At 69.8% G+C, this 17,477-nt stretch carries 18 protein-coding genes; 13 read left to right on the top strand and 5 right to left on the bottom strand.

Annotated elements, in window-relative coordinates:
- Positions 1-45 precede the first annotated feature (45 nt).
- The 6 genes from B4589_RS01295 (at position 46) to B4589_RS01270 (ending at position 6,161) form a co-directional block, all read left to right on the top strand.
- Complete coding sequence (locus B4589_RS01295) at positions 46-1,089, top strand: NAD(P)-dependent alcohol dehydrogenase (protein WP_079232558.1); 1,044 nt, start codon at positions 46-48, stop codon at positions 1,087-1,089.
- A gap of 99 nt (positions 1,090-1,188) precedes the next feature.
- The gene (locus tag B4589_RS01290; RefSeq protein ID WP_079232557.1) at positions 1,189-3,468 is read left to right on the top strand and encodes an AAA family ATPase; all 2,280 of its coding nucleotides are present in this window, start codon (positions 1,189-1,191) and stop codon (positions 3,466-3,468) included.
- Between the two features lie 64 nt (positions 3,469-3,532).
- Positions 3,533-3,742 (top strand): hypothetical protein, encoded by a 210-nt coding sequence (locus tag B4589_RS01285; protein ID WP_079232556.1) that lies wholly within the window; start codon positions 3,533-3,535, stop codon positions 3,740-3,742.
- Between the two features lie 48 nt (positions 3,743-3,790).
- On the top strand, positions 3,791-3,943 hold the full coding sequence (locus B4589_RS01280) for a hypothetical protein (RefSeq protein WP_176330485.1): 153 nt from the start codon (positions 3,791-3,793) through the stop codon (positions 3,941-3,943).
- Between the two features lie 62 nt (positions 3,944-4,005).
- Positions 4,006-5,022, top strand: coding sequence for a S1C family serine protease (locus tag B4589_RS01275; RefSeq protein ID WP_079232555.1), 1,017 nt, complete (start codon positions 4,006-4,008; stop codon positions 5,020-5,022).
- Between the two features lie 68 nt (positions 5,023-5,090).
- The gene (locus B4589_RS01270; protein WP_079232554.1) at positions 5,091-6,161 is read left to right on the top strand and encodes a hypothetical protein; all 1,071 of its coding nucleotides are present in this window, start codon (positions 5,091-5,093) and stop codon (positions 6,159-6,161) included.
- A 19-nt stretch (positions 6,162-6,180) separates the two neighbouring features.
- Here B4589_RS01270 and B4589_RS01265 read toward each other — a convergent pair whose 3' ends face one another.
- From B4589_RS01265 to B4589_RS01255, 3 genes are read right to left on the bottom strand one after another with little or no spacing between them, the layout of a single operon-like run.
- A complete protein-coding gene (locus B4589_RS01265; protein ID WP_079232553.1) occupies positions 6,181-7,422 on the bottom strand; it encodes a hypothetical protein in 1,242 nt (413 codons plus the stop codon).
- 44 nt (positions 7,423-7,466) lie between these two features.
- On the bottom strand, positions 7,467-9,686 hold the full coding sequence (purL, locus tag B4589_RS01260) for a phosphoribosylformylglycinamidine synthase subunit PurL (protein WP_079232552.1): 2,220 nt from the start codon (positions 9,684-9,686) through the stop codon (positions 7,467-7,469).
- 57 nt (positions 9,687-9,743) lie between these two features.
- Positions 9,744-10,580 carry a ZIP family metal transporter gene (locus B4589_RS01255; RefSeq protein ID WP_079232551.1) on the bottom strand — a complete coding sequence of 279 codons (837 nt, stop codon included), beginning with the start codon at positions 10,578-10,580 and terminating at the stop codon, positions 9,744-9,746.
- Between the two features lie 104 nt (positions 10,581-10,684).
- Between B4589_RS01255 and B4589_RS01250 the strand changes: the two genes are divergently transcribed.
- Positions 10,685-11,368: a PHP domain-containing protein gene (locus B4589_RS01250; protein WP_079232550.1), complete on the top strand. Its 684-nt coding sequence runs from the start codon at positions 10,685-10,687 to the stop codon at positions 11,366-11,368.
- Positions 11,368-12,474 (top strand): asparagine synthase C-terminal domain-containing protein, encoded by a 1,107-nt coding sequence (locus B4589_RS01245; RefSeq protein WP_079232549.1) that lies wholly within the window; start codon positions 11,368-11,370, stop codon positions 12,472-12,474. Before B4589_RS01250 ends, B4589_RS01245 begins: the two co-directional genes overlap by 1 nt.
- Here the strand turns inward: B4589_RS01245 and B4589_RS01240 are convergent, their stop codons facing one another.
- On the bottom strand, positions 12,475-12,942 hold the full coding sequence (locus B4589_RS01240) for an NUDIX hydrolase (protein WP_079232548.1): 468 nt from the start codon (positions 12,940-12,942) through the stop codon (positions 12,475-12,477).
- Positions 12,943-13,220: 278 nt separating this feature from the next.
- On the opposite strand from B4589_RS01240, the gene B4589_RS01235 reads away from it, so the two are divergent.
- The 4 genes from B4589_RS01235 to B4589_RS01220 all read left to right on the top strand — a co-directional run bounded on the left by B4589_RS01235 (position 13,221) and on the right by B4589_RS01220 (position 15,051).
- Positions 13,221-13,427, top strand: coding sequence for a hypothetical protein (locus B4589_RS01235; RefSeq protein ID WP_079232547.1), 207 nt, complete (start codon positions 13,221-13,223; stop codon positions 13,425-13,427).
- Between the two features lie 43 nt (positions 13,428-13,470).
- Positions 13,471-13,698 (top strand): hypothetical protein, encoded by a 228-nt coding sequence (locus B4589_RS01230; RefSeq protein ID WP_053947813.1) that lies wholly within the window; start codon positions 13,471-13,473, stop codon positions 13,696-13,698.
- 79 nt (positions 13,699-13,777) lie between these two features.
- The gene (locus B4589_RS01225) at positions 13,778-14,212 is read left to right on the top strand and encodes a CoxG family protein (RefSeq protein WP_079232546.1); all 435 of its coding nucleotides are present in this window, start codon (positions 13,778-13,780) and stop codon (positions 14,210-14,212) included.
- A gap of 29 nt (positions 14,213-14,241) precedes the next feature.
- The gene (locus B4589_RS01220) at positions 14,242-15,051 is read left to right on the top strand and encodes a carbon-nitrogen family hydrolase (RefSeq protein WP_079235135.1); all 810 of its coding nucleotides are present in this window, start codon (positions 14,242-14,244) and stop codon (positions 15,049-15,051) included.
- Between the two features lies 1 nt (position 15,052).
- Here B4589_RS01220 and B4589_RS01215 read toward each other — a convergent pair whose 3' ends face one another.
- Complete coding sequence (locus B4589_RS01215) at positions 15,053-16,003, bottom strand: LLM class flavin-dependent oxidoreductase (protein WP_079232545.1); 951 nt, start codon at positions 16,001-16,003, stop codon at positions 15,053-15,055.
- Between the two features lie 79 nt (positions 16,004-16,082).
- Between B4589_RS01215 and B4589_RS01210 the strand changes: the two genes are divergently transcribed.
- Positions 16,083-17,477, top strand: a complete 1,395-nt coding sequence (locus B4589_RS01210; protein WP_079232544.1) for a phosphoribosylglycinamide synthetase C domain-containing protein — start codon at positions 16,083-16,085, stop codon at positions 17,475-17,477.

The raw sequence follows: 17,477 nt of genomic DNA, 5'->3' as shown, positions 1-17,477 counted from the left end.
TGTGCCGAACGTTTATTGAGATCCCCGAGACAGTTACTCACAGGCATGGAGGCCGCACGACTCCACGAGTACACGGAGGAGATGAGCGACGCGCTCAGTATCGACGACGTCGAACGGCCCACCGTAACGAGCTCCGACAGCGTGGTCGTGAGAGTGGAAGGCGCCGGCTGGTGTCAAACTGACAACCATATCATCGAAGGGATGTGGACCGACTACGTCGACCAGGACCTCCCGATGACGCTCGGTCACGAGAACGCCGGCGAAGTCGTCGAGGTCGGCGACGAAGTCCGGACCGTCGACGTCGGCGACAAGGTCATCTGCCACCCCGTCGCCACCTGTGGGGAGTGCCGGCAGTGTCGGCTGGGCGAGGACATGTACTGTGAGAACCTGGCGTTCCCGGGGCTCACGACCGACGGCGGGTTCGCCGAGTACCTTCTCACCAACGAACGCGCGACGATCCCGCTTCCCGGCGACGTCGACCCGACGGATATCGCGCCCCACGCCGACGCCGGGATCACTGCCTACCACGCGGTCAAGAAGGCCGTCGACGAGCTCAACCCCGGCGACCCCGCGGTCGTCATCGGCGTGGGCGGGCTCGGCCACATCGGCCTCCAGTGTCTCGACGCGATGAGTGCCGCCGACATCGTCGCGCTCGACGTGAAACCCGAAGCCCGCGAACTCGCTCGGGAGCTCGGTGCCCACAACACTGTCGACCCCACGTCGACGGACGTCCCCGACGCTATCGACGACCTCACGGACGGCCACGGCGCCGAACAGGTCCTCGATTTCGTCGGCGCCGACGAGACGACCGGGTACGCCCCCGACATCGTCGCCGCCGGCGGCGACCACCACGTCGTCGGGTACGGTGGCCACATCCACGAACCGGCGCAGGCGCTCGTCGACGGCGAGTTCTCGTACAAGGGCACGCTCGTCGGCCGCTACACCGAACTCCAGGAGCTCGTTCGCCTCGTCGAGCGCGGCGATGTCGATCTGCGGACGACGCGGTACGGGCTCGAGGAGATCAACGACGTCGCCGAGAAACTGGAGCACGGCGAGATCGAGGGCCGTGCCGTCATCACGCCGAACTAGTTCCGTTCGCCCTGCTCTAACCGATCACTAACGCGTACCGATCCGCGAGTCGACGCCGCCTCCGGCAACGCTTTGAGGCGCCCGCGCCCACCTGCGGCCATGAGCGACTCCCTCCGCCTGACGGTCCGTGCCGCCGAGAAGCGCGACGCGGGCCGGGGCATCGCCCGCCTCCCCGAAGCTGCCAGACAGCAGTTGGGCCTGCTATCGGGCGACACCGTCCTGATCGAGGGCGAGCGCGAGACCGTCGCGAAGCTCTGGCCCGCCCGCGGCGACGTGCCCGCCGGCGTGATCCGGATCGACGCCGACAGCCGCGCCAACGCCGGCGTGAAAGTCGGCGACACCGTCCGCGTCGCCGCCGCAGAGCTACCCGAGGCGAACGCCGTCACGCTCCGCGCACCCGCGTCGCTGGGCGACGTGGACGTCGAGCGCGAGTCGATCGAACGCCTCGTGAGCGAGGACGTGCGCAACCGCCCGGTCGCACCGGGCGACCGCCTCCACCTCGAACGTCTCTCCGGGATCGCGTTCACCGTCGACGAGGCCGACCCGGACGGGCGCGTCCGCGTCACCGACGACACCGACGTCCGACTGGTGATCGAGGGCGACACCGACGCGGACCACCCTGGCGAGTTCGGCCAGTCGAGCGGCGGCGGATCGGCGACGAGCGCTGGAGATGGGAGTACCAGCAGCGGCGGGCGCGGGGAGGACGGCAGCGTCAGCGTCGACGTCGAAGGCGGCGCCGTCGACGTGGCGGGCGCCGGCGGCACGTCTACCGGCGTGAGCTACGAGGACATCGGCGGCCTCGACGAGGAGCTGGATCTCGTGCGGGAGACGGTCGAACTCCCGCTGTCGAACCCGGAGCTGTTCGCCCGGCTGGGGATCGACCCGCCGAAGGGGGTGCTGCTCCACGGCCCGCCCGGCACGGGGAAGACGCTGATCGCGAAAGCCGTCGCCAACGAGGTCGACGCGACGTTCATCAGCATCTCCGGGCCGGAGATCATGAGCAAGTACAAAGGCGAGAGCGAGGAGCGCGTCCGGGAGGTGTTCGAGGCCGCACAGGAGGACGCGCCCGCCATCGTGTTCTTCGACGAGATCGACTCCGTCGCGCCGAAACGCGAGGAGGGCGGCGACGTGGAGAGCCGCGTCGTCGGCCAGCTCCTCTCGCTGATGGACGGCCTCAACGCCCGCGGCGAGGTGGTCGTCATCGGCGCGACCAACCGCGTCGACGAGATCGATCCCGCGCTGCGCCGCGGCGGCCGCTTCGACCGCGAGATCGAGATCGGTGTTCCCGGCGAGGCCGGACGCCGCGAGATCATGGAAGTACACACCCGGAACATGCCCCTCGCGGACGACGTCCGGGTCGACCGCCTCGCGGAGCGCACTCACGGGTTCACCGGCGCCGATCTCGCGTCGGTCGCCAAGGAGGCGGCGATGTCGGCGCTCCGGCGCGCACGCCGCGAGGGCGCCGAGTCCGCGGAGACCGACCCCGAGACGGCCATCGCGGCCGCCGAGCTCACCGTCACCCGGGCGGATTTCGACTCGGCGCTGGCGGCGGTCGAGCCAAGCGCGATGCGGGAGTACGTCGCGGAGTCGCCCGAGGCCGACTTCGAGGACGTGGGCGGCCTCGAGGACGCGAAGGAGACGCTCGAACGCGCGGTCGCGTGGCCGCTGAGCTACGGCCCGCTGTTCGACGCCGTCGAGGCGTCGCCGCCGACGGGCGTGCTGCTCCACGGCCCGCCCGGCACGGGGAAGACGCTGCTCGCACGGGCGATCGCGGGCGAGAGCGGCGTGAACTTCATCCAGGTCGCCGGCCCGGAGCTGCTCGACCGCTACGTCGGCGAGAGCGAGAAGGCGGTCCGCGAGCTGTTCGAGCGCGCCCGCCAGGCCGCGCCGGCGGTCGTGTTCTTCGACGAGATCGACGCCATCGCGACCGCCCGCGGTGGGGGGGACTCGGAGGTGGGCGAGCGCGTGGTCTCCCAGCTCCTGACCGAACTCGACCGCGCCGCGGAGAACCCCAACCTCGTCGTGCTCGCGGCGACCAACCGCAAGGACGCGCTCGACCCCGCCCTCCTGCGCCCCGGACGGTTCGAGTCCCACGTCCACGTCCCCGCGCCGGGCGAGGACGCACGGCGGGCGATCCTCGCGGTCCACACCGAGGGGAAACCGCTCGCCGACGACGTGGACCTCGACGCCGTCGCGGCGTCGATGGCGGGGTACACGGGCGCGGACGTGGCCGCGGTCGTCCGCGAGGCGACGCTGCTGGCCGTCGAGGACGTGGCGACGCGCTACGAGGGGGAGGAAGCCAACGACCACGCCGACGAGATCCTGATCGAGGCGAGCCACTTCGACCGCGCGCTCGACGCGGTCGAACCCTCCATCTGACCTGCGGGGTCGCCGCTTCGCCGCCTTCGGTCACCTTATCCCGGTTCGGGCGAACGATCGGGTAATGGCGTTCGGCCTCAGCAGGCGCGCGACGGCCGCGGCGGCCGCGGTCGCACTGACGGTGCTCGGCATGACCGTCGGGACGGTGCTGTTGCTGGCGACCGGCCGGACGAACGTCGGCTGGTTCATGTTCCTGCTCTCCTTCGGCGCGTGGATGTTCGCCGCCGTCGCGGGGATGCTGCTGGTGTGGGACTCCGGCTATCTGGACAGGTGAGGCGGGGATTCCGATAAGCCAAAGTGTGCACCGGCCGCAGTCGTCGATATGGACGACCACGATCACGACGACGGCGACGAGGGACGCGTGACCGCGCCGATGCAGGAGTTCACGACCGGGGAGGCCGGGATCGGCGCCGCGGTGCTCGTCGTCGGCCTCGTGCTGACGTTCGGGCTGACGGTCGGGCTGGTCGGGTTCTGAGGTCGCTTTCGCCGTGGCACCATAGACACTGTTTACCGCGAGAGGCGCCAACGCAGTCGTGAATGAGCGACGACGAACCGATCAAGGCGCTGTACCGGGAGGTCGTCCCCTCGGTCGTCTCGGTGTACGTGACGCGGTCGATCGACGACACGGGCCAGCAGGGACGGGGGGCCGGCTCCGGCTTCGTCTACGGCGACGGCTACGTCGTCACGAACGACCACATCGTCGGCGACACCGACGAGGTCGAACTCCGGTTCCACGACGGCCAGTGGCGGATGGGCGAGGTGATCGGCAGCGACCCGTACACGGATCTCGCCGTCATCGACGTCGAGGACCTCCCCGCGGACGCGACCGCGCTGTCCGTCGCGGACGCCAACCCCGAGCCGGGCGAGCGGGTCGCGGCGATCGGGAACCCGATGGGGCTCGACGGGACGATCACCGTCGGCTACGTGAGCGGTACGGACCGAGCAACACCCACCGAGTCGGGGTTCTCCCTCCCCGAGACGATCCAGACCGACGCCGCGATCAACCCCGGGAACAGCGGCGGCCCGCTCCTGACGCTCGACGGCGTCGTCGTCGGCGTCAACCGGGCGAAAGCGGGCGACAACATCGGGTTCGCGATCGGTCCGGCGATCGTCACCCGCGTAGTCCCGGCGCTGATCCGGGACGGGGCGTTCCGCCCGGCCTACCTGAGCGTCCGGACGCTGGACGTCTCCCCGATCGTGGCCGAAGCCAACAGGCTGGACGACTCAGCCGGCGTGCTCGTGGTCGCCGTCGGCGACGAGTACGCCGGCGACACGCTCCGGGGCTGTGACCGGATCGCCAACCACCGAAACCGGGAGATCCCCGTCGGCGGCGACGTGATCGTCGGGATCGACGACGAGCCCGTCCGGTCGACCGCGGAGCTGACGAGCTACCTGCTCACGGAGGCGTCGCCCGGCGACGACATCACGCTGACCATCCGCCGCGACGGCGTTGAGCAGTCGGTCGTCGTGACCCTGAGCGAGCGGCCGGACCCACGCACCCGGGGGTACCGACACGCTCGTCGGCCGCGCGGGCGTCGACACTCCGAACGGTAGCGCCGGTCGCGGGACGGAATCCCAGCCCTCCCGCCGGAGTTAACCCCCGCGGCCCGCTTCTTCCGACGATGACCGACACCGAGTACCGCGCGATCGCCGACCTGCCGCTGACGGTCGAGGGCGTCGACTACGAGCAGTTCGAGCAGGACACCTCCTCCGGGTTCACCCGCGTCACGACCGTGTTCGAACTGGGTGGCGAGGACACGACCGGCCGCGGCGAGGACGTCACCTACGACACCGAGGATCACGAGCGCCTCGCGGGCGCCCTCGACGCCGGCGAGTTCCCGCTCCCGACGGGCGAGTTCTCGTTCGACGAGTTCTCGACGGCGCTCGACGACGCCGACCTGTTCCCCGGCGACGGCCCCGAGCGCGAGGACTCGGTCGACTACCGGCGCTGGGCCGTCGAGTCCGCGGCGCTGGATCTGGCGCTCCGACAGAACGGGACGACCCTGCCCGCCCTGCTCGACCGCGAGCACCAGCCGGTCAGGTTCGTCGCGAGCACGCGGCTGGGCGACCCGCCCAGCGTCGACCGCGTCGACGAGGTCCGGTCGCGCAACCCGGGGATCGGGTTCAAGCTCGACCCCACGCCCGACTGGAGCGACGACCTGATCGACGACCTGCGGGCCCGCGACGCCGTCCGCGTCGTGGACCTGAAGGGCCACTACGAGGGGACGGTCGTCGACGGCAAAGCGAGCCCCGAGTTCTACCGCCGGATCGTCGAGGGGTTCCCGGACGCGGTGATCGAGGACCCACTGCTGACCGAGGAGACGGGACCGGTGTTCGAGGGCGAGGAGGGGCGGGTCTCGTGGGACAGCCCGATCCACGGGATGGACGACGTGCGCGCGCTGCCCTGGGAGCCGTCGTGGCTCAACGTCAAACCCTCGCGGTTCGGCAGCGTCGAGTCGCTGTTCCGGACGCTTCGCTGGGCGCTCGATTCGGGCGTGACGCTGTACGGGGGCGGCCAGTTCGAGCTCTCGGCCGGCCGCGGGCAGGCCCAGGAGATCGCGTCGCTGTTCTACCCCGACGGGCCGAACGACCTCGCGCCGAGCGTGTACAACGAGGCGTCGCTGCCGCCGGAGCTCCCGCGGAGCCCGATCGCCGTCCCGGCCCGCGGGGACCACGAAGGGTTCGGGTTCTGAGGGTTGTACGGGCGAGAGTCTACGCCGCCGACGCGTTCCCGATCGTGACGCGCGGCCCGGCTGCCGTCGTCACGTTCGCCGCCCGGACGAACGACTCGTTCCCGAGGTAGACGACCACGTTCCGGTCGCTCACGCGCTCCAGCCGGTAGGTCGTGTTCCCGTCCTCCCGAGTCCAGACACCCTCGTTCCGTGTCGCCTTCGCGTCGAGGTAGCGCTCGAACGCGGTTTCGAACTCGGTGGCGTTTTCGGCGTCGTCCCAGCGCAACACCCACGCGGTGGCGGTCGCCTCACCGCGATCGTACGTCAGCCGGCGGTCGTTGCCCCAGCCGTGTGCAGCGTCGACGGCGGTCGATCTGTTCAGTTCCGTCCGGAGCGCGACCCGGACGAACAGCTCGCCCTGCGTGGCGCCGGTGCGTCGCTCCCACTCGCCGACCTCGTCGGCGGTGACGTTCAGCGGCGCGATCGGGTCGTCGCTCCCGTGGAGCACCTGCTCGGTGGAGTTCGGCGGGTCGGTGTGGATCGCCGCGAGGTCGTCACCGTCGTCGAGTCGCTCCTCGACGTACCCGGGGCCGTACCGATACGGTGCGAGCACGAGCCGGTTCCACGCCGTGGCCTCCCGGTATCGCTCCGCGTACGACACCGGCTCCGTCGACGGCATGAACGCCCGCCGGTACTGCGCCTCGACGTGGGTCGCCGCCCCCTCGACCACGAGACTGCGAGTTTTGCGCACGTCGTAGGTCCACTGCTGGCCCGCGGAGAGCGAGGAGAGCAAGTCGTCCATCCACCCCGTTCGGTACTGAACGGTGTGAACGAACTCGTGGGCCAGCGTCCGCTCGACGCCCGTCTCGTTGCCCAGCACCGGCGCGAAGAGGTAGACCGTCGAGGGGTCCGTTGCGGCGCCGGCCGCCCCGACCCGCTCGTCGGGGGGAGTGATCCCCAGCGACGCGTAGAACGACGAGGCGCCCCGCGACGGGAGATCGGCGCTCTCGGCGGTGTACACTGTCGGCGGCCGCACGTCCGTCCCGGTGAGGTTCAGAACGCGCTCGAACACCGGGTCCGGGTCGACCGCCAGTCGATCCCCGGCGATGGAGACACCGTTCCCGTCCGGCGTTACCCCCGCCGACGGCGTCGGTGACGGCTCAGCCTCGGGGGTCGGTGACTGCGTCGACTCCGGAGCAGCCGTCGGCGACGGCCCGCCGGGCGCGGCACCACAGCCGGCGAGGACGAGGAGGAGGGCGCACGCGATCGGTGCGATTCGCATACGGTCCCGGAGTCGATCGGATCTCCGAAAAGAGTGCCGACGCCTCACCCCAGTTCGCGAGCCAGCACGTCGCGCCGGTCGCGGATCTCAGCGCCCGTGTAGTCGAGCGACTCGTCGCCGACCGAGAGCGACAGCGACCCGTCCTCGGTCGCGGTCCCGAGTTCCGTCACCGAAGCGTCGTCGCCGACAGCCTCACAGAGCGCGTCGGCGTCGGTCGTCTCGACCACTGCTCGTCCCGGCGTCTCGCTGAACAGCACCGCCGCGTCGTCGACTGTGGCGTCGACACCCGCGCCGTCGGTGACCATCTCCGCGAGCGTCACCGCGAGGCCGCCGTCGCTGGCGTCGTGGGTCGCGAGCGTCGAATCCAGATCGGCCACGCGGACGATCGCGTCCACGAGCGCGCCCGGATCCGCGGGCAGCGCGGGGAAGCGGTCCGACCCGCCGAACTGCGACAGGAGGAGCGAGCCGCCCAGTGCGTGCGGGTCGGCGCTCCCGATCCCGGAGCCGGCGACCCAGTCCGCCGGTTCGACGACCACCAGCTCGCCCTCGCCAGCGACCGTCGCAGAGGGAGCGTCGTAGCCAGCTTTCGTTCCGAGGACTGCGAGCGTCGGCGTCGGCGCGACGGGCCCGCTCTCGGAGTCGTTGTACAGCGAGACGTTGCCGCCGACGACCGGCAGCGAGAGGTCGGCACAGGCGTCGGCCAACCCCGTCACCGCGCTGGCGAACCCCTCGTACGTCTCGGGGTCCTCGGGGTTGCCGCCGTTGAGGCAATCGACCGCCGCGAGCGGGGTCGCCCCCTTCGCGGCGAGGTTGGCCGCGTTCTCGACCGCGACCGCGCGGGCGCCAGCCTCGGGGTCGCAGTCCGTCCAGTGGGGGTTCGCGCCCGACGAAAGTGCGATGGCGTGTTCCTCGTCCTCGTCGCCGGCGTCGTGGAGCGCGAGCAGCGCCGCGTCGTCGCCCGGTTCGACCGCGGTCCGCAGGCCGACCTCGTGATCGTACTGGCGGTACACCCACTCCTTGCTCGCCGCAGTCGGGTCCGAGACGACGGCCTCGAACGCCTCGGCGAGGTCGAACGTCGGGAGATCACGGTCGGGCGCCTCAGGCGGTTCGCGCGCGAGGTCGTTCATCGGTGCGCCCTCGGCGAGGTAGTCCGCGTCCGTGTCGACCACGGTCTCCCCTCCTCGCGGGTCGCGGTGCTCCCCGCTCGGGTCCGCCGAGGCGCGTTGCGTCTCGCTGTCAAACCGGCAGACGTAGTTCCCCTCCGTGATCTCGCCGATGTCCGAACAGCCGAGGTCGAAGCGGTCGGCGATCTCCTTCACGCGCTCGACGTTCTCCGGCTTGACCTCGTAGCACATCCGTTCCTGGGACTCAGCGAGCAGGATCTCCGTCGCGTTCATCCCCGGTTCGCGGGTGTGGACCGCGTTCAGGTCGATCTCCGCGCCGAAGCCGCCCTTCGCGACGAGTTCGGAGGAGGCGCCGCCAAGTCCGGCGGCACCGAGGTCCCGTGCGGACTCGATCAGCCCCTCGTCGACGAGCGCTTCGTTACACTCGATCAGGAGTTTCTCCGAGTACGGGTCGCCGACCTGGACGGCGGGCCGGTCCTCGGTTTCGGCGTCCTCGTCGATATCCTCGCTGGCGAAGGAGGCGCCGCCGAGGCCGTCCCGTCCGGTCGCGTTGCCGAGCAGGACGAGCCGGTTGCCGGCTTCCTGCGCCTCGGCGGTGACGAGGCGCTCGGGCGTCGTCTTCCCGACGCAGGCGACGTTGACGAGGGGGTTCCCGACGTGGCCGTCCTCGAACGCGACGCTGCCCGCGACCGTGGGCACGCCGATAGCGTTGCCGTAGTCCGCGATCCCCTCGACGACGCCGTCGAGCAGGTAACGGGAGTGCTCGCGGTCGAACGGGCCGAAGTACAGCGAGTCCGCGAGCGCGATGGGGAAGGCGCCCATCGAGAGCGTGTCCCGGACGATCCCGCCGATCCCGGTGGCGGCGCCGTCGTAGGGATCGACGTAGCTGGGGTGGTTGTGGCTCTCGATCCCGAACGTCAGCAGCGTGTCGGTGCCGGGGAGCCTGACGACCGCGGCGTCGTCGCCCGGCCCGATCTCGACGTGTTCGCCCTCGCTCTCGAACGCCGAGAGCAGCATCCGGGAGGAGCGGTACGCACAGTGCTCGCTCCAGAGGTTCTCGAACAGGTGCTCCTCGGCCCGGGTGGGCTCGCGGCCGAGTTCGTCGACGACGAGGTCGTGGTCCGCATCCGCGAGAGGCATTCACCTGTGTGGTCAGCGTGGGGGTCCAAAGGGGTTTCGTTGTACACGTTCGTGGATTCACACGACCAGCAGCGGCAGCATCACGGCCACACCGACGGCGAACCCCAGCGCCAGCGCCCGGCGGCCGCCGTCGGGGAGATCCGCCCCAGTTTCCAGCGCTTCCGGGACGAACTCCGTCGCGACCAGGTAGATCATCGCGCCCGCCGCGAACCCGAAGCCGAAGGGGAGGAACGACCGCGCCCAGCGCACGAACGCGAACGCGATCACCGCGCCGATCGGCTGGGGGAGGCTGGAGAACACCGCCGCGCCGACCATCCGCCAGTTCGACAGCCCCATCGCCCGCATTGGGATCGCGATCGCGGTCCCCTCCGGGACGTTGTGGATCGAGATGGCGACCGTCATGAACACCGCGAGCACCGGCACCGCGAAGCCGAACACGGGCAGGCCGCCCGAGAGCCCCAAGTCGGCGAATGAGACGCCGACGGCGACGCCCTCCGGGAAGCTGTGGACCGTGAGGATGCCGAGGATCAGCAGGAGCTTCTTCGGGTCGCCTTCCGCGAACGCTTTCGCTTCGATCGGGTGGTCGTCGTCGACCTCGTGGTCGTCCACGTCGACGGCGTCAAGCAGCCTATCGGCGAGTTCGACCAGCGCGACGCCGGCGAGCAGCCCGAGGAGCAGCAGCGTCGGCGGCGACGCGGAGTAAGCCAACCCCTCGGTCAGCAGGCCGAAGAGGGAGGCCGCGACCATAATGCCCGAGGCGAGCCCCCAGAGCGCGACGTTCCAGCGATCGCTGAACTCCTCGACGACGAAGAAGGGGACCGCGCCCAGCCCCGTCGCCAGCGCCGTGACCAGGCCGGCGACGAACACCAGCGCGAGGCTCTCGGCCGTCGCCATACACGGACTCCGCCACGGCGACCGATGAGCGTTTTGCCGCCCACGGGACGGCGCTGTTCGGCCGGACCGGACGCCTTTTTAGGAGCGACCGCCAACCTCGGCTCGTGCTTTCGGCCGAGCTGCACTGTCACTCCGAGCTCTCCCACGACGGCCGGGATCCGGTGGATCTGCTGGTCGAGCAGGCCGCCGCCGTCGGGCTCGACGTCATCGCCGTCACCGACCACGACGCCATCCACGCCAGCCACGAGGCCGCCGCGCTGGCCGAGGAGTACGGCCTCGTCGGCATCGTCGGGATGGAGGTGACCTCCGCGGCCGGCCACGTGCTCGCGCTCGGGATCGAGGAGGAGATCCCGCCCGGACTCGACTACGACGAGACGCTCGACCGCATCCACGAGCAGGACGGGATCGCCATCGTCCCGCACCCGTTCCAGAGTTCGCGTCACGGCGTCGCCGCCCACGTCAGCGACGACCAGCTCGCCAGCGCCGACGCCATCGAGGTGTACAACTCCCGCCTGCTCACGGGGCGATCGAACCGTCAGGCCGAGCGGTTCGCGACCGCCCACGACGTGCCCAAAACCGCCGGCAGCGACGCCCACATCTCCGAGATGGTCGGGCAGGCCGTCACCGAGATCGGCGTGGAGGAGCGCAGCGTCGACGCGATCCTCGACGCGATCGAACAGGGCCGAACGAGCGTCGTCGGCCAGAAGACGCCGTGGCGCATCTCGTTCCGGCAGGCCGCCGGCGGCGTGAAGCGCCGCGTCCAGCGCGGCGTGCGCGAACTGCTCTGATGCCCCGACTCCGCGGCGCCGACGCGGCGACGGTCCGCGACGCGATCGAGTCCGGCGATCCGCTGCCCGGAACGGCCGGCTTCGCCGGCGAAGTGGACGACCAACTCGTCAGAGACGTCCTCGGCCGCGAACCGCTCTACCTCGACGCCGCCGCGGACGACCGTACCTGGAGCTTCGACCCGACCGAGTTGGCCGAGCCGGAGCTCCTCGACGCCGGATCCGTCGTCGAACCGGACGGCCAGCGCCGGGAGGTGTGGTCGCTCCCGACGCCAGAGATCGAAACCGACCACGAGGCCGCGGTGAGCGCGGTCCGCGAGGCCGTGCTCACGAGCGTGCGCGAGCCCGCGGAGTCCGGGCTGGCGGTCGCGTTCTCCGGCGGCGTCGACTCCGCAGTCGTCGCGGCTGGCGTACCCGAAGTACCCTGCTACGTCTCGGGGTTCGCGGACGCGGAGCCCCACGACGTGGCCGCTGCCCGGGAGGCCGCCGCGGCGATGGACCGTGATCTGCGCGTCGTCGCGTTCGATCACGCCGACATCGAGCGCGCAGTTCCGGAGGTCGTTCACGCGACGGGGCGGTCGAACGCGATGGACGTGGGGATCGCACTCCCGCTGTACTTCGTCGCCGAACGGGCCGCGGCGGACGGCTTCGACCGCCTCGCGGTCGGGCAAGGCGCCGACGAACTGTTCGGCGGCTACCGGAAAGTCGTCGACCCGGCGGAGGACCACCGCGTCGCGGCGGAGACGGTCCGCGGCGCGACGCGGGAGGTGATCCGGACGCTCCCGGACCAACTGCCGCGGGACGTACTCACGCTCCGCGCTGCGGGGGTGGATCCGGTCGCGCCGCTGCTGCACGACCGCGTGGTCGACGCCGCGCTCCGACTGCCCGCCGACCTGCTCGCGACCGAAAAGGAACGGAAGGTCGCACTCCGGCGCGCCGCGGCGGGCGTGGTTCCGGAGTCGGTCCGCTCGGCCGAGAAGAAGGCGGTCCAGTACGGCACTTACGCCGCGCGGGAGCTCGATCGGCTGGCCCGACAGGCCGGGTTCAAGAAGCGGATGGACGATCACGTCGGGCAGTACATCGACGCGCTCGTGGGCGGTGAGGTGTAACTACGCGTTCTCGGCGGTCTCGATCGCTCGGCGCGCTAATGCTCGTGTATCGGCGTCGATGTGGCTCTCTTCGAGGTCCTTGCGGTCGTACCACGCCCACGCGTCGGGGCTCGCTTCGCCAGGTGCCGGATCGATCTCGCGGCTCGGCACGGTCGCGAAGTAGATGTGGTCGACGTGCTGGTGGAACACGTCGTCGCCGTCGGTGTCGATGTCGTACAGGAGCTGCTCCCGCGGCGTGGGAAGGGTCCGTCCCGCGGGCGCGCCGACGGGGTCGGTGTCGTCGAGCAGCGTCGGTTCGAGGCCGGTCTCCTCGCGGGTCTCGCGCAGCCCCGCCTCGTGGGGGAGCTCGTCGCGGTCGACATGGCCGCCCGGCGGGATGTGGATCTCCAGTTTCGGGTGGTAGTGCAGGGCGGCGACGCCGTCGTTGACGACGTAGACGGTCGCGGTGAAGTGGCGTGTCGTCTCCATGACTCGGCGTCGGTGGGGCGGGATTTCGAAGTTGCGGTTCGGTGGCGGTGGTGCTGTACCGGAGCAGTCGGCCGGATTTTCTCCACCGCGAACGAAGTGAGCGGGCCGACGAACGACCGGAGTTCCCGCGAGCGAAGCGAGCGGGAGCACGAGAGAGCTTCGCTCTCTCGAAGGGAGTGAGGAGGCTTTTGGTCGAGCTTTTGCCAGGGCCCCTCTGGGGGCCCGCAGCAAAAGGTCGGGTCGCAAGAACTACTTACCACGCCGCCGGAAACGAGGGTATGGCACACGACACTTCGTCCGATCTGGGGGTCGGGATCGGCGTCACCCTCTCCGTGGTGGCGTTGCTGGCCGCGGCGTGGCTGGCGCTGACCGACCCGAGCGCGACGTTCGAGAGTGGGATGCACGCGGCGGCGATCCCGTTCGCGGTCGCGATGACCGTCGGCGTCGCCGCCGTCGCCGCGATCCACCTCTTCTGGGGCGAGTAGGTCGGGAAACGGTTAAGGCTGCGAACGCCCTACCTCACGACGAATGACCGACTACACCGAGGAGGAGGCACGCATCGTCGCGTACCTGCGCCACAGCGTCTCCTCTGGGGATCGGTACTTCCGGGCCAAAAACATCGCCGAGTCGATCGGGCTCTCGGCCAAACAGGTCGGTAGCCGCCTGCCGACGCTGGCCGAGAAGTCCGACGACGTGGAGATCGAGAAGTGGGGGCGCTCGAAATCCACGACCTGGCGTGTCGAACCCCAGGGGTAGCCCACCGTTTCTCGCCCGTCCCGTCGACCCCCCGCCGCAGTCCCTACCCGTTATCACCCCCCGACCCGTACGCGGAGCTATGACCGTCCGTGTCGAACGGACCTTCACGTTCGACGCCCCGGCCGAGCAAGTGTGGGAGTTCATCGCCGACCCCGCCAAGCGCGCCGAGGCGATCAGCGTCGTCGAATCGTACGAGATCACCGACGAGGCGGGCCACGAGGCGACCTGGCACGTCAGCCTCCCGATCCCCGGGATCGGCGCGACCGTCCCCATCGAGACCGAGGACGTCGAGCGCGACCCGCCGAACAGGGTCGAGTTCGTCGGGAAATCCAGGGCGCTGCGAGTGACCGGCACCCACACGATCGAGTCAGACGGCGGGACGACGACGCTGCACAACGAGTTCGTCGTCGACGGCCGACTCCCCGGCGTCGAGCGCTTCTTCGAGAAGAACTTCGAGACGGAACTGGACAACCTCGAAGCCGCGCTCCGCGAAGAACTGGGGCTGAAAGCATGACCGAGGGGATCGGTGTCGCCGACGACGCGATCACGGTCGCGCTCGCCCAGCACCGCGTCGAGGCGGCCCACGTCAAGGCGAACGTCGACCGTGCGGTCGCGGCCATCGAGCGCGCGGCCGACGAGGGCGCGGACCTGGTCTGTCTGCCCGAACTGTTCAACGTCGGCTACTTCGCGTTCGACGCCTACGCCCGGAACGCGGAGGGGCTCGACGGCGAGACGCTCGACCGGATCGGCGCAACCGCCGCCGACCACGGCGTCGCGGTCCAGGCCGGCAGCATCGTCGAGGACCTCGAAGCCAGCGCCGAGGCGGGCTTCTCGACGCCCGAACCCGAGGGGCTGGCCAACGCCTCCGTCTTCCTCGACCGCGACGGCGAGATACAGGCCGTCTACCGCAAACAGCACCTGTTCGGCTACGACTCGGCGGAGGCGAACCTCCTCACCCCCGGCGAGTCGCTGCCGACCGTCGAGTTCGAGGGGTTCACCGTCGGGATGACCACCTGCTACGACCTGCGGTTCCCCGAACTCTACCGCGACCTCGCCGGTGAGGGCGTCTCACTGGTGCTGGTGCCGAGCGCGTGGCCCTACCCACGGGTGGAACACTGGCGGACGCTCCCGCGCTCCCGAGCGATCGAGAACCTCGCGTACGTCGCCGCGGTCAACGGCGCCGGCGAGATGGGCGACGACCGTCTCGTCGGCCGCTCGACCGTCTACGACCCCTGGGGGACGCCGATCGCGACCTGCGACGACGACCCCGAACTGGTGACCGCGGAGCTCTCCCCCGCACGGGTCGAGGCAGTGCGCGAGGAGTTCCCGGCGTTGCGGGACCGCCGGCTCTGATTCAGTCGAACTGCGGGGCGACCGCCTCGGCGAACAGCTCCGCCCCCGTCGTCCCCGGGAAGTCGACGAACTCCACGACGATCTCCTCGAAGCCGGCCTCACGGTAGCGCTCGATATCCGCCGCCACCTGGTCGGGCGTCCCGACGAGGTGGAACTCGTCGTCGTCGAGGTTCTCCGACCGGAACCGCGGCACTGCGTCGAGCAGCTCTTCGACTTCGGCCTCCGTCTCGCGGATCACACACCGCGCGAACCACGACTTCTCGATCGCGTCGAACGCGGTGTCGTAGCTCTCGCAGTGCTCCCGAAGCACGTCGAGCTTTCCGCGCAACATGTCGAGATCGCCCCAGTAGTTCCACGTGTCGGCGTGTTTGGCGGCGATGCGCAGCGTGAACTGCTCGCCGCCGCCGCCGACCATGATCGGCGGGTGAGGGTCCTGGACCGGATGAGGGCGGCCGTCGGCGCCGTCGAGCTCGTAGTAGTCGCCGTCGTAGTCGACGTCGGTGCCGGTCCACAGCGCCTTGCAGACCTCGATACTCTCCTCCATGCGGCGCAGCCGTTCGGGCGCGGCGGGCCAGTCGTAGCCGAACGCCTCCGCCTCGTCCTGCTTCCAGCCGGCACCCATCCCGACTTTCAGCCGCCCGCCGGAGATGTGATCCAACTGCGCGAGCGCTTTTGCCAGCAGCGGGCCGTGGCGAAGCTGGTCGTTGAACGTCTTCGGGTAGAGATACAGCTCCTCCGTGGCCCCTGCCAGTCCCGCGAGCGTCGAGAGCCCCTCGGTCGTCGGCCCCGCGCCGGCCATGATGTGGTCCGGAACCGCCAGCCCGTCGAACCCCAGCCCCTCGACGTCGACGGCGAAGTCGCGCTGGTCCGTCCAGGACAGTTCCTCACAGAACGCGAGCGTGCTGTACTCCGAACTCCCCGCACAGACCGGGACGTTGACGGCGAACTCCATACGACCGCATTCCACGGACCGTACTTCAGTGCACCCACCGCGGCGAAAGAGCCTATGTCTCGGCGGCTGAACGGCCGCCATGGACACCAAGCGCTTCCTGTTCGTCTCGGCCGACGCCGCACTGATCACCGATCTGGCCTGGCAGGTCCATCGGGAGGGCCACGACGTGAAGTACTACATCGAAGCCGAGAGCGACCGGGAGATCGGCGACGGGTTCGTTCCCAAAACCGACGACTGGGAGGCGGAAGTGGACTGGGCTGACGTGATCGTTTTCGACGACATCTGGGTCCCGGGGTCCGACCACGGGGAGGACCCCGGAACGAACGTCGGGACGGGTGAGCTCGCCCAGAAACTTCGCGAGCAGGGGAAGGCTGTGGTTGGTGGCACCCCGAACACCGATCGTCTCGAAGAGGATCGAGGGTATGCGATGGAGGTTCTCGAAGACCACGGCGTCAACACCGTCGAGCACCACGTCTTCGAGGATTTCGACGAAGGCATCCAGCACGTCCAGGAGAACCCTGTGCCGTACGTCATCAAGCCGCTCGGGGAGGTCCAGAACGTCAAGCGACTCCTCTACGTCGGGAACGAGAACGACGGCAGCGACGTCGTCGACGTGCTGAAGGCGTACAAGAAGGCGTGGGGACACCGGATGAAGGGGTTCCAGCTCCAGCGGAAAGTCGAGGGCGTCGAAGTGGCTATCTGCGGGTTCTTCGACGGGAACGAGTTCGTCGACCAGGTGAACTTCAACTTCGAGCACAAGAAACTCTTTCCGGGGAACATCGGCCCCTCGACCGGCGAGATGGGCACGTCGATGTTCTGGGGCGGGCGAAACAAGCTGTTCGAGGAGACGTTCGGGAAACTCGAAAACTGGCTCGCGAACGAGGGGTACGTCGGGAGCATCGACATCAACTGCATCGTCAACGAGACCGGGATCTACCCGTTGGAGTTCACGCCGCGCTTTGGCTACCCCACGATCGCGTTACAGGAGGAGTCCATCGAGTCCTCGACGGGACAGTTCTTCTACGATCTCGCACACGGGAACGATCCCGAACCTGACGTGCACAACGGCTACCAGATCGGCGTTCGGATCGTCCTCCCGCCGTTCCCGTTCGACGACGAGAAAACGTACGACGAGAGCTCTCGGAACGCGGCGGTCGTGTTCGGGACCGAGAGCCGCGAGGGTAGTCACGCGAGCGGAGCGAGCGTGACGTCGTCGGGGGTTGCCCCCGACGGAATCCACCTCGAGGACGCGAAGAACGTCGACGGGCAGTGGCGCGTCGCCGGCGACAACGGGATGCCGATCGTCGTGACCGGGAAAGGCGAGACGATGCAGGCCGCGCGTGAGCAGGCGTACGACCGCATCGACGAGATCGTGATGCCGAACATGTACTACCGCGACGACATCGGCGAGCGCTGGGTCGACGGCGACGGTGACCGGCTGCAGGCGTGGGGGTATCTGGGACCGGGCGAGTAG

The sequence above is a fragment of the Halolamina sp. CBA1230 genome (assembly GCF_002025255.2).
Classification (GTDB): Archaea; Halobacteriota; Halobacteria; order Halobacteriales; family Haloferacaceae; genus Halolamina.
The sequence above is the reverse complement of the archived record's forward strand: the minus strand, read 5'-3'. Positions and strand labels throughout refer to the sequence as shown.

Coding starts and splice junctions, on each gene's coding strand:
- B4589_RS01295 (WP_079232558.1), top strand. CDS start 46: ATGGAGGCCGCACGACTCCACGAGTACACGGAGGAGATGAGCGACGCG.
- B4589_RS01290 (WP_079232557.1), top strand. CDS start 1,189: ATGAGCGACTCCCTCCGCCTGACGGTCCGTGCCGCCGAGAAGCGCGAC.
- B4589_RS01285 (WP_079232556.1), top strand. CDS start 3,533: ATGGCGTTCGGCCTCAGCAGGCGCGCGACGGCCGCGGCGGCCGCGGTC.
- B4589_RS01280 (WP_176330485.1), top strand. CDS start 3,791: ATGGACGACCACGATCACGACGACGGCGACGAGGGACGCGTGACCGCG.
- B4589_RS01275 (WP_079232555.1), top strand. CDS start 4,006: ATGAGCGACGACGAACCGATCAAGGCGCTGTACCGGGAGGTCGTCCCC.
- B4589_RS01270 (WP_079232554.1), top strand. CDS start 5,091: ATGACCGACACCGAGTACCGCGCGATCGCCGACCTGCCGCTGACGGTC.
- B4589_RS01265 (WP_079232553.1), bottom strand. CDS start 7,422: ATGCGAATCGCACCGATCGCGTGCGCCCTCCTCCTCGTCCTCGCCGGC.
- purL (WP_079232552.1), bottom strand. CDS start 9,686: ATGCCTCTCGCGGATGCGGACCACGACCTCGTCGTCGACGAACTCGGC.
- B4589_RS01255 (WP_079232551.1), bottom strand. CDS start 10,580: ATGGCGACGGCCGAGAGCCTCGCGCTGGTGTTCGTCGCCGGCCTGGTC.
- B4589_RS01245 (WP_079232549.1), top strand. CDS start 11,368: ATGCCCCGACTCCGCGGCGCCGACGCGGCGACGGTCCGCGACGCGATC.
- B4589_RS01240 (WP_079232548.1), bottom strand. CDS start 12,942: ATGGAGACGACACGCCACTTCACCGCGACCGTCTACGTCGTCAACGAC.
- B4589_RS01235 (WP_079232547.1), top strand. CDS start 13,221: ATGGCACACGACACTTCGTCCGATCTGGGGGTCGGGATCGGCGTCACC.
- B4589_RS01230 (WP_053947813.1), top strand. CDS start 13,471: ATGACCGACTACACCGAGGAGGAGGCACGCATCGTCGCGTACCTGCGC.
- B4589_RS01225 (WP_079232546.1), top strand. CDS start 13,778: ATGACCGTCCGTGTCGAACGGACCTTCACGTTCGACGCCCCGGCCGAG.
- B4589_RS01215 (WP_079232545.1), bottom strand. CDS start 16,003: ATGGAGTTCGCCGTCAACGTCCCGGTCTGTGCGGGGAGTTCGGAGTAC.
- B4589_RS01210 (WP_079232544.1), top strand. CDS start 16,083: ATGGACACCAAGCGCTTCCTGTTCGTCTCGGCCGACGCCGCACTGATC.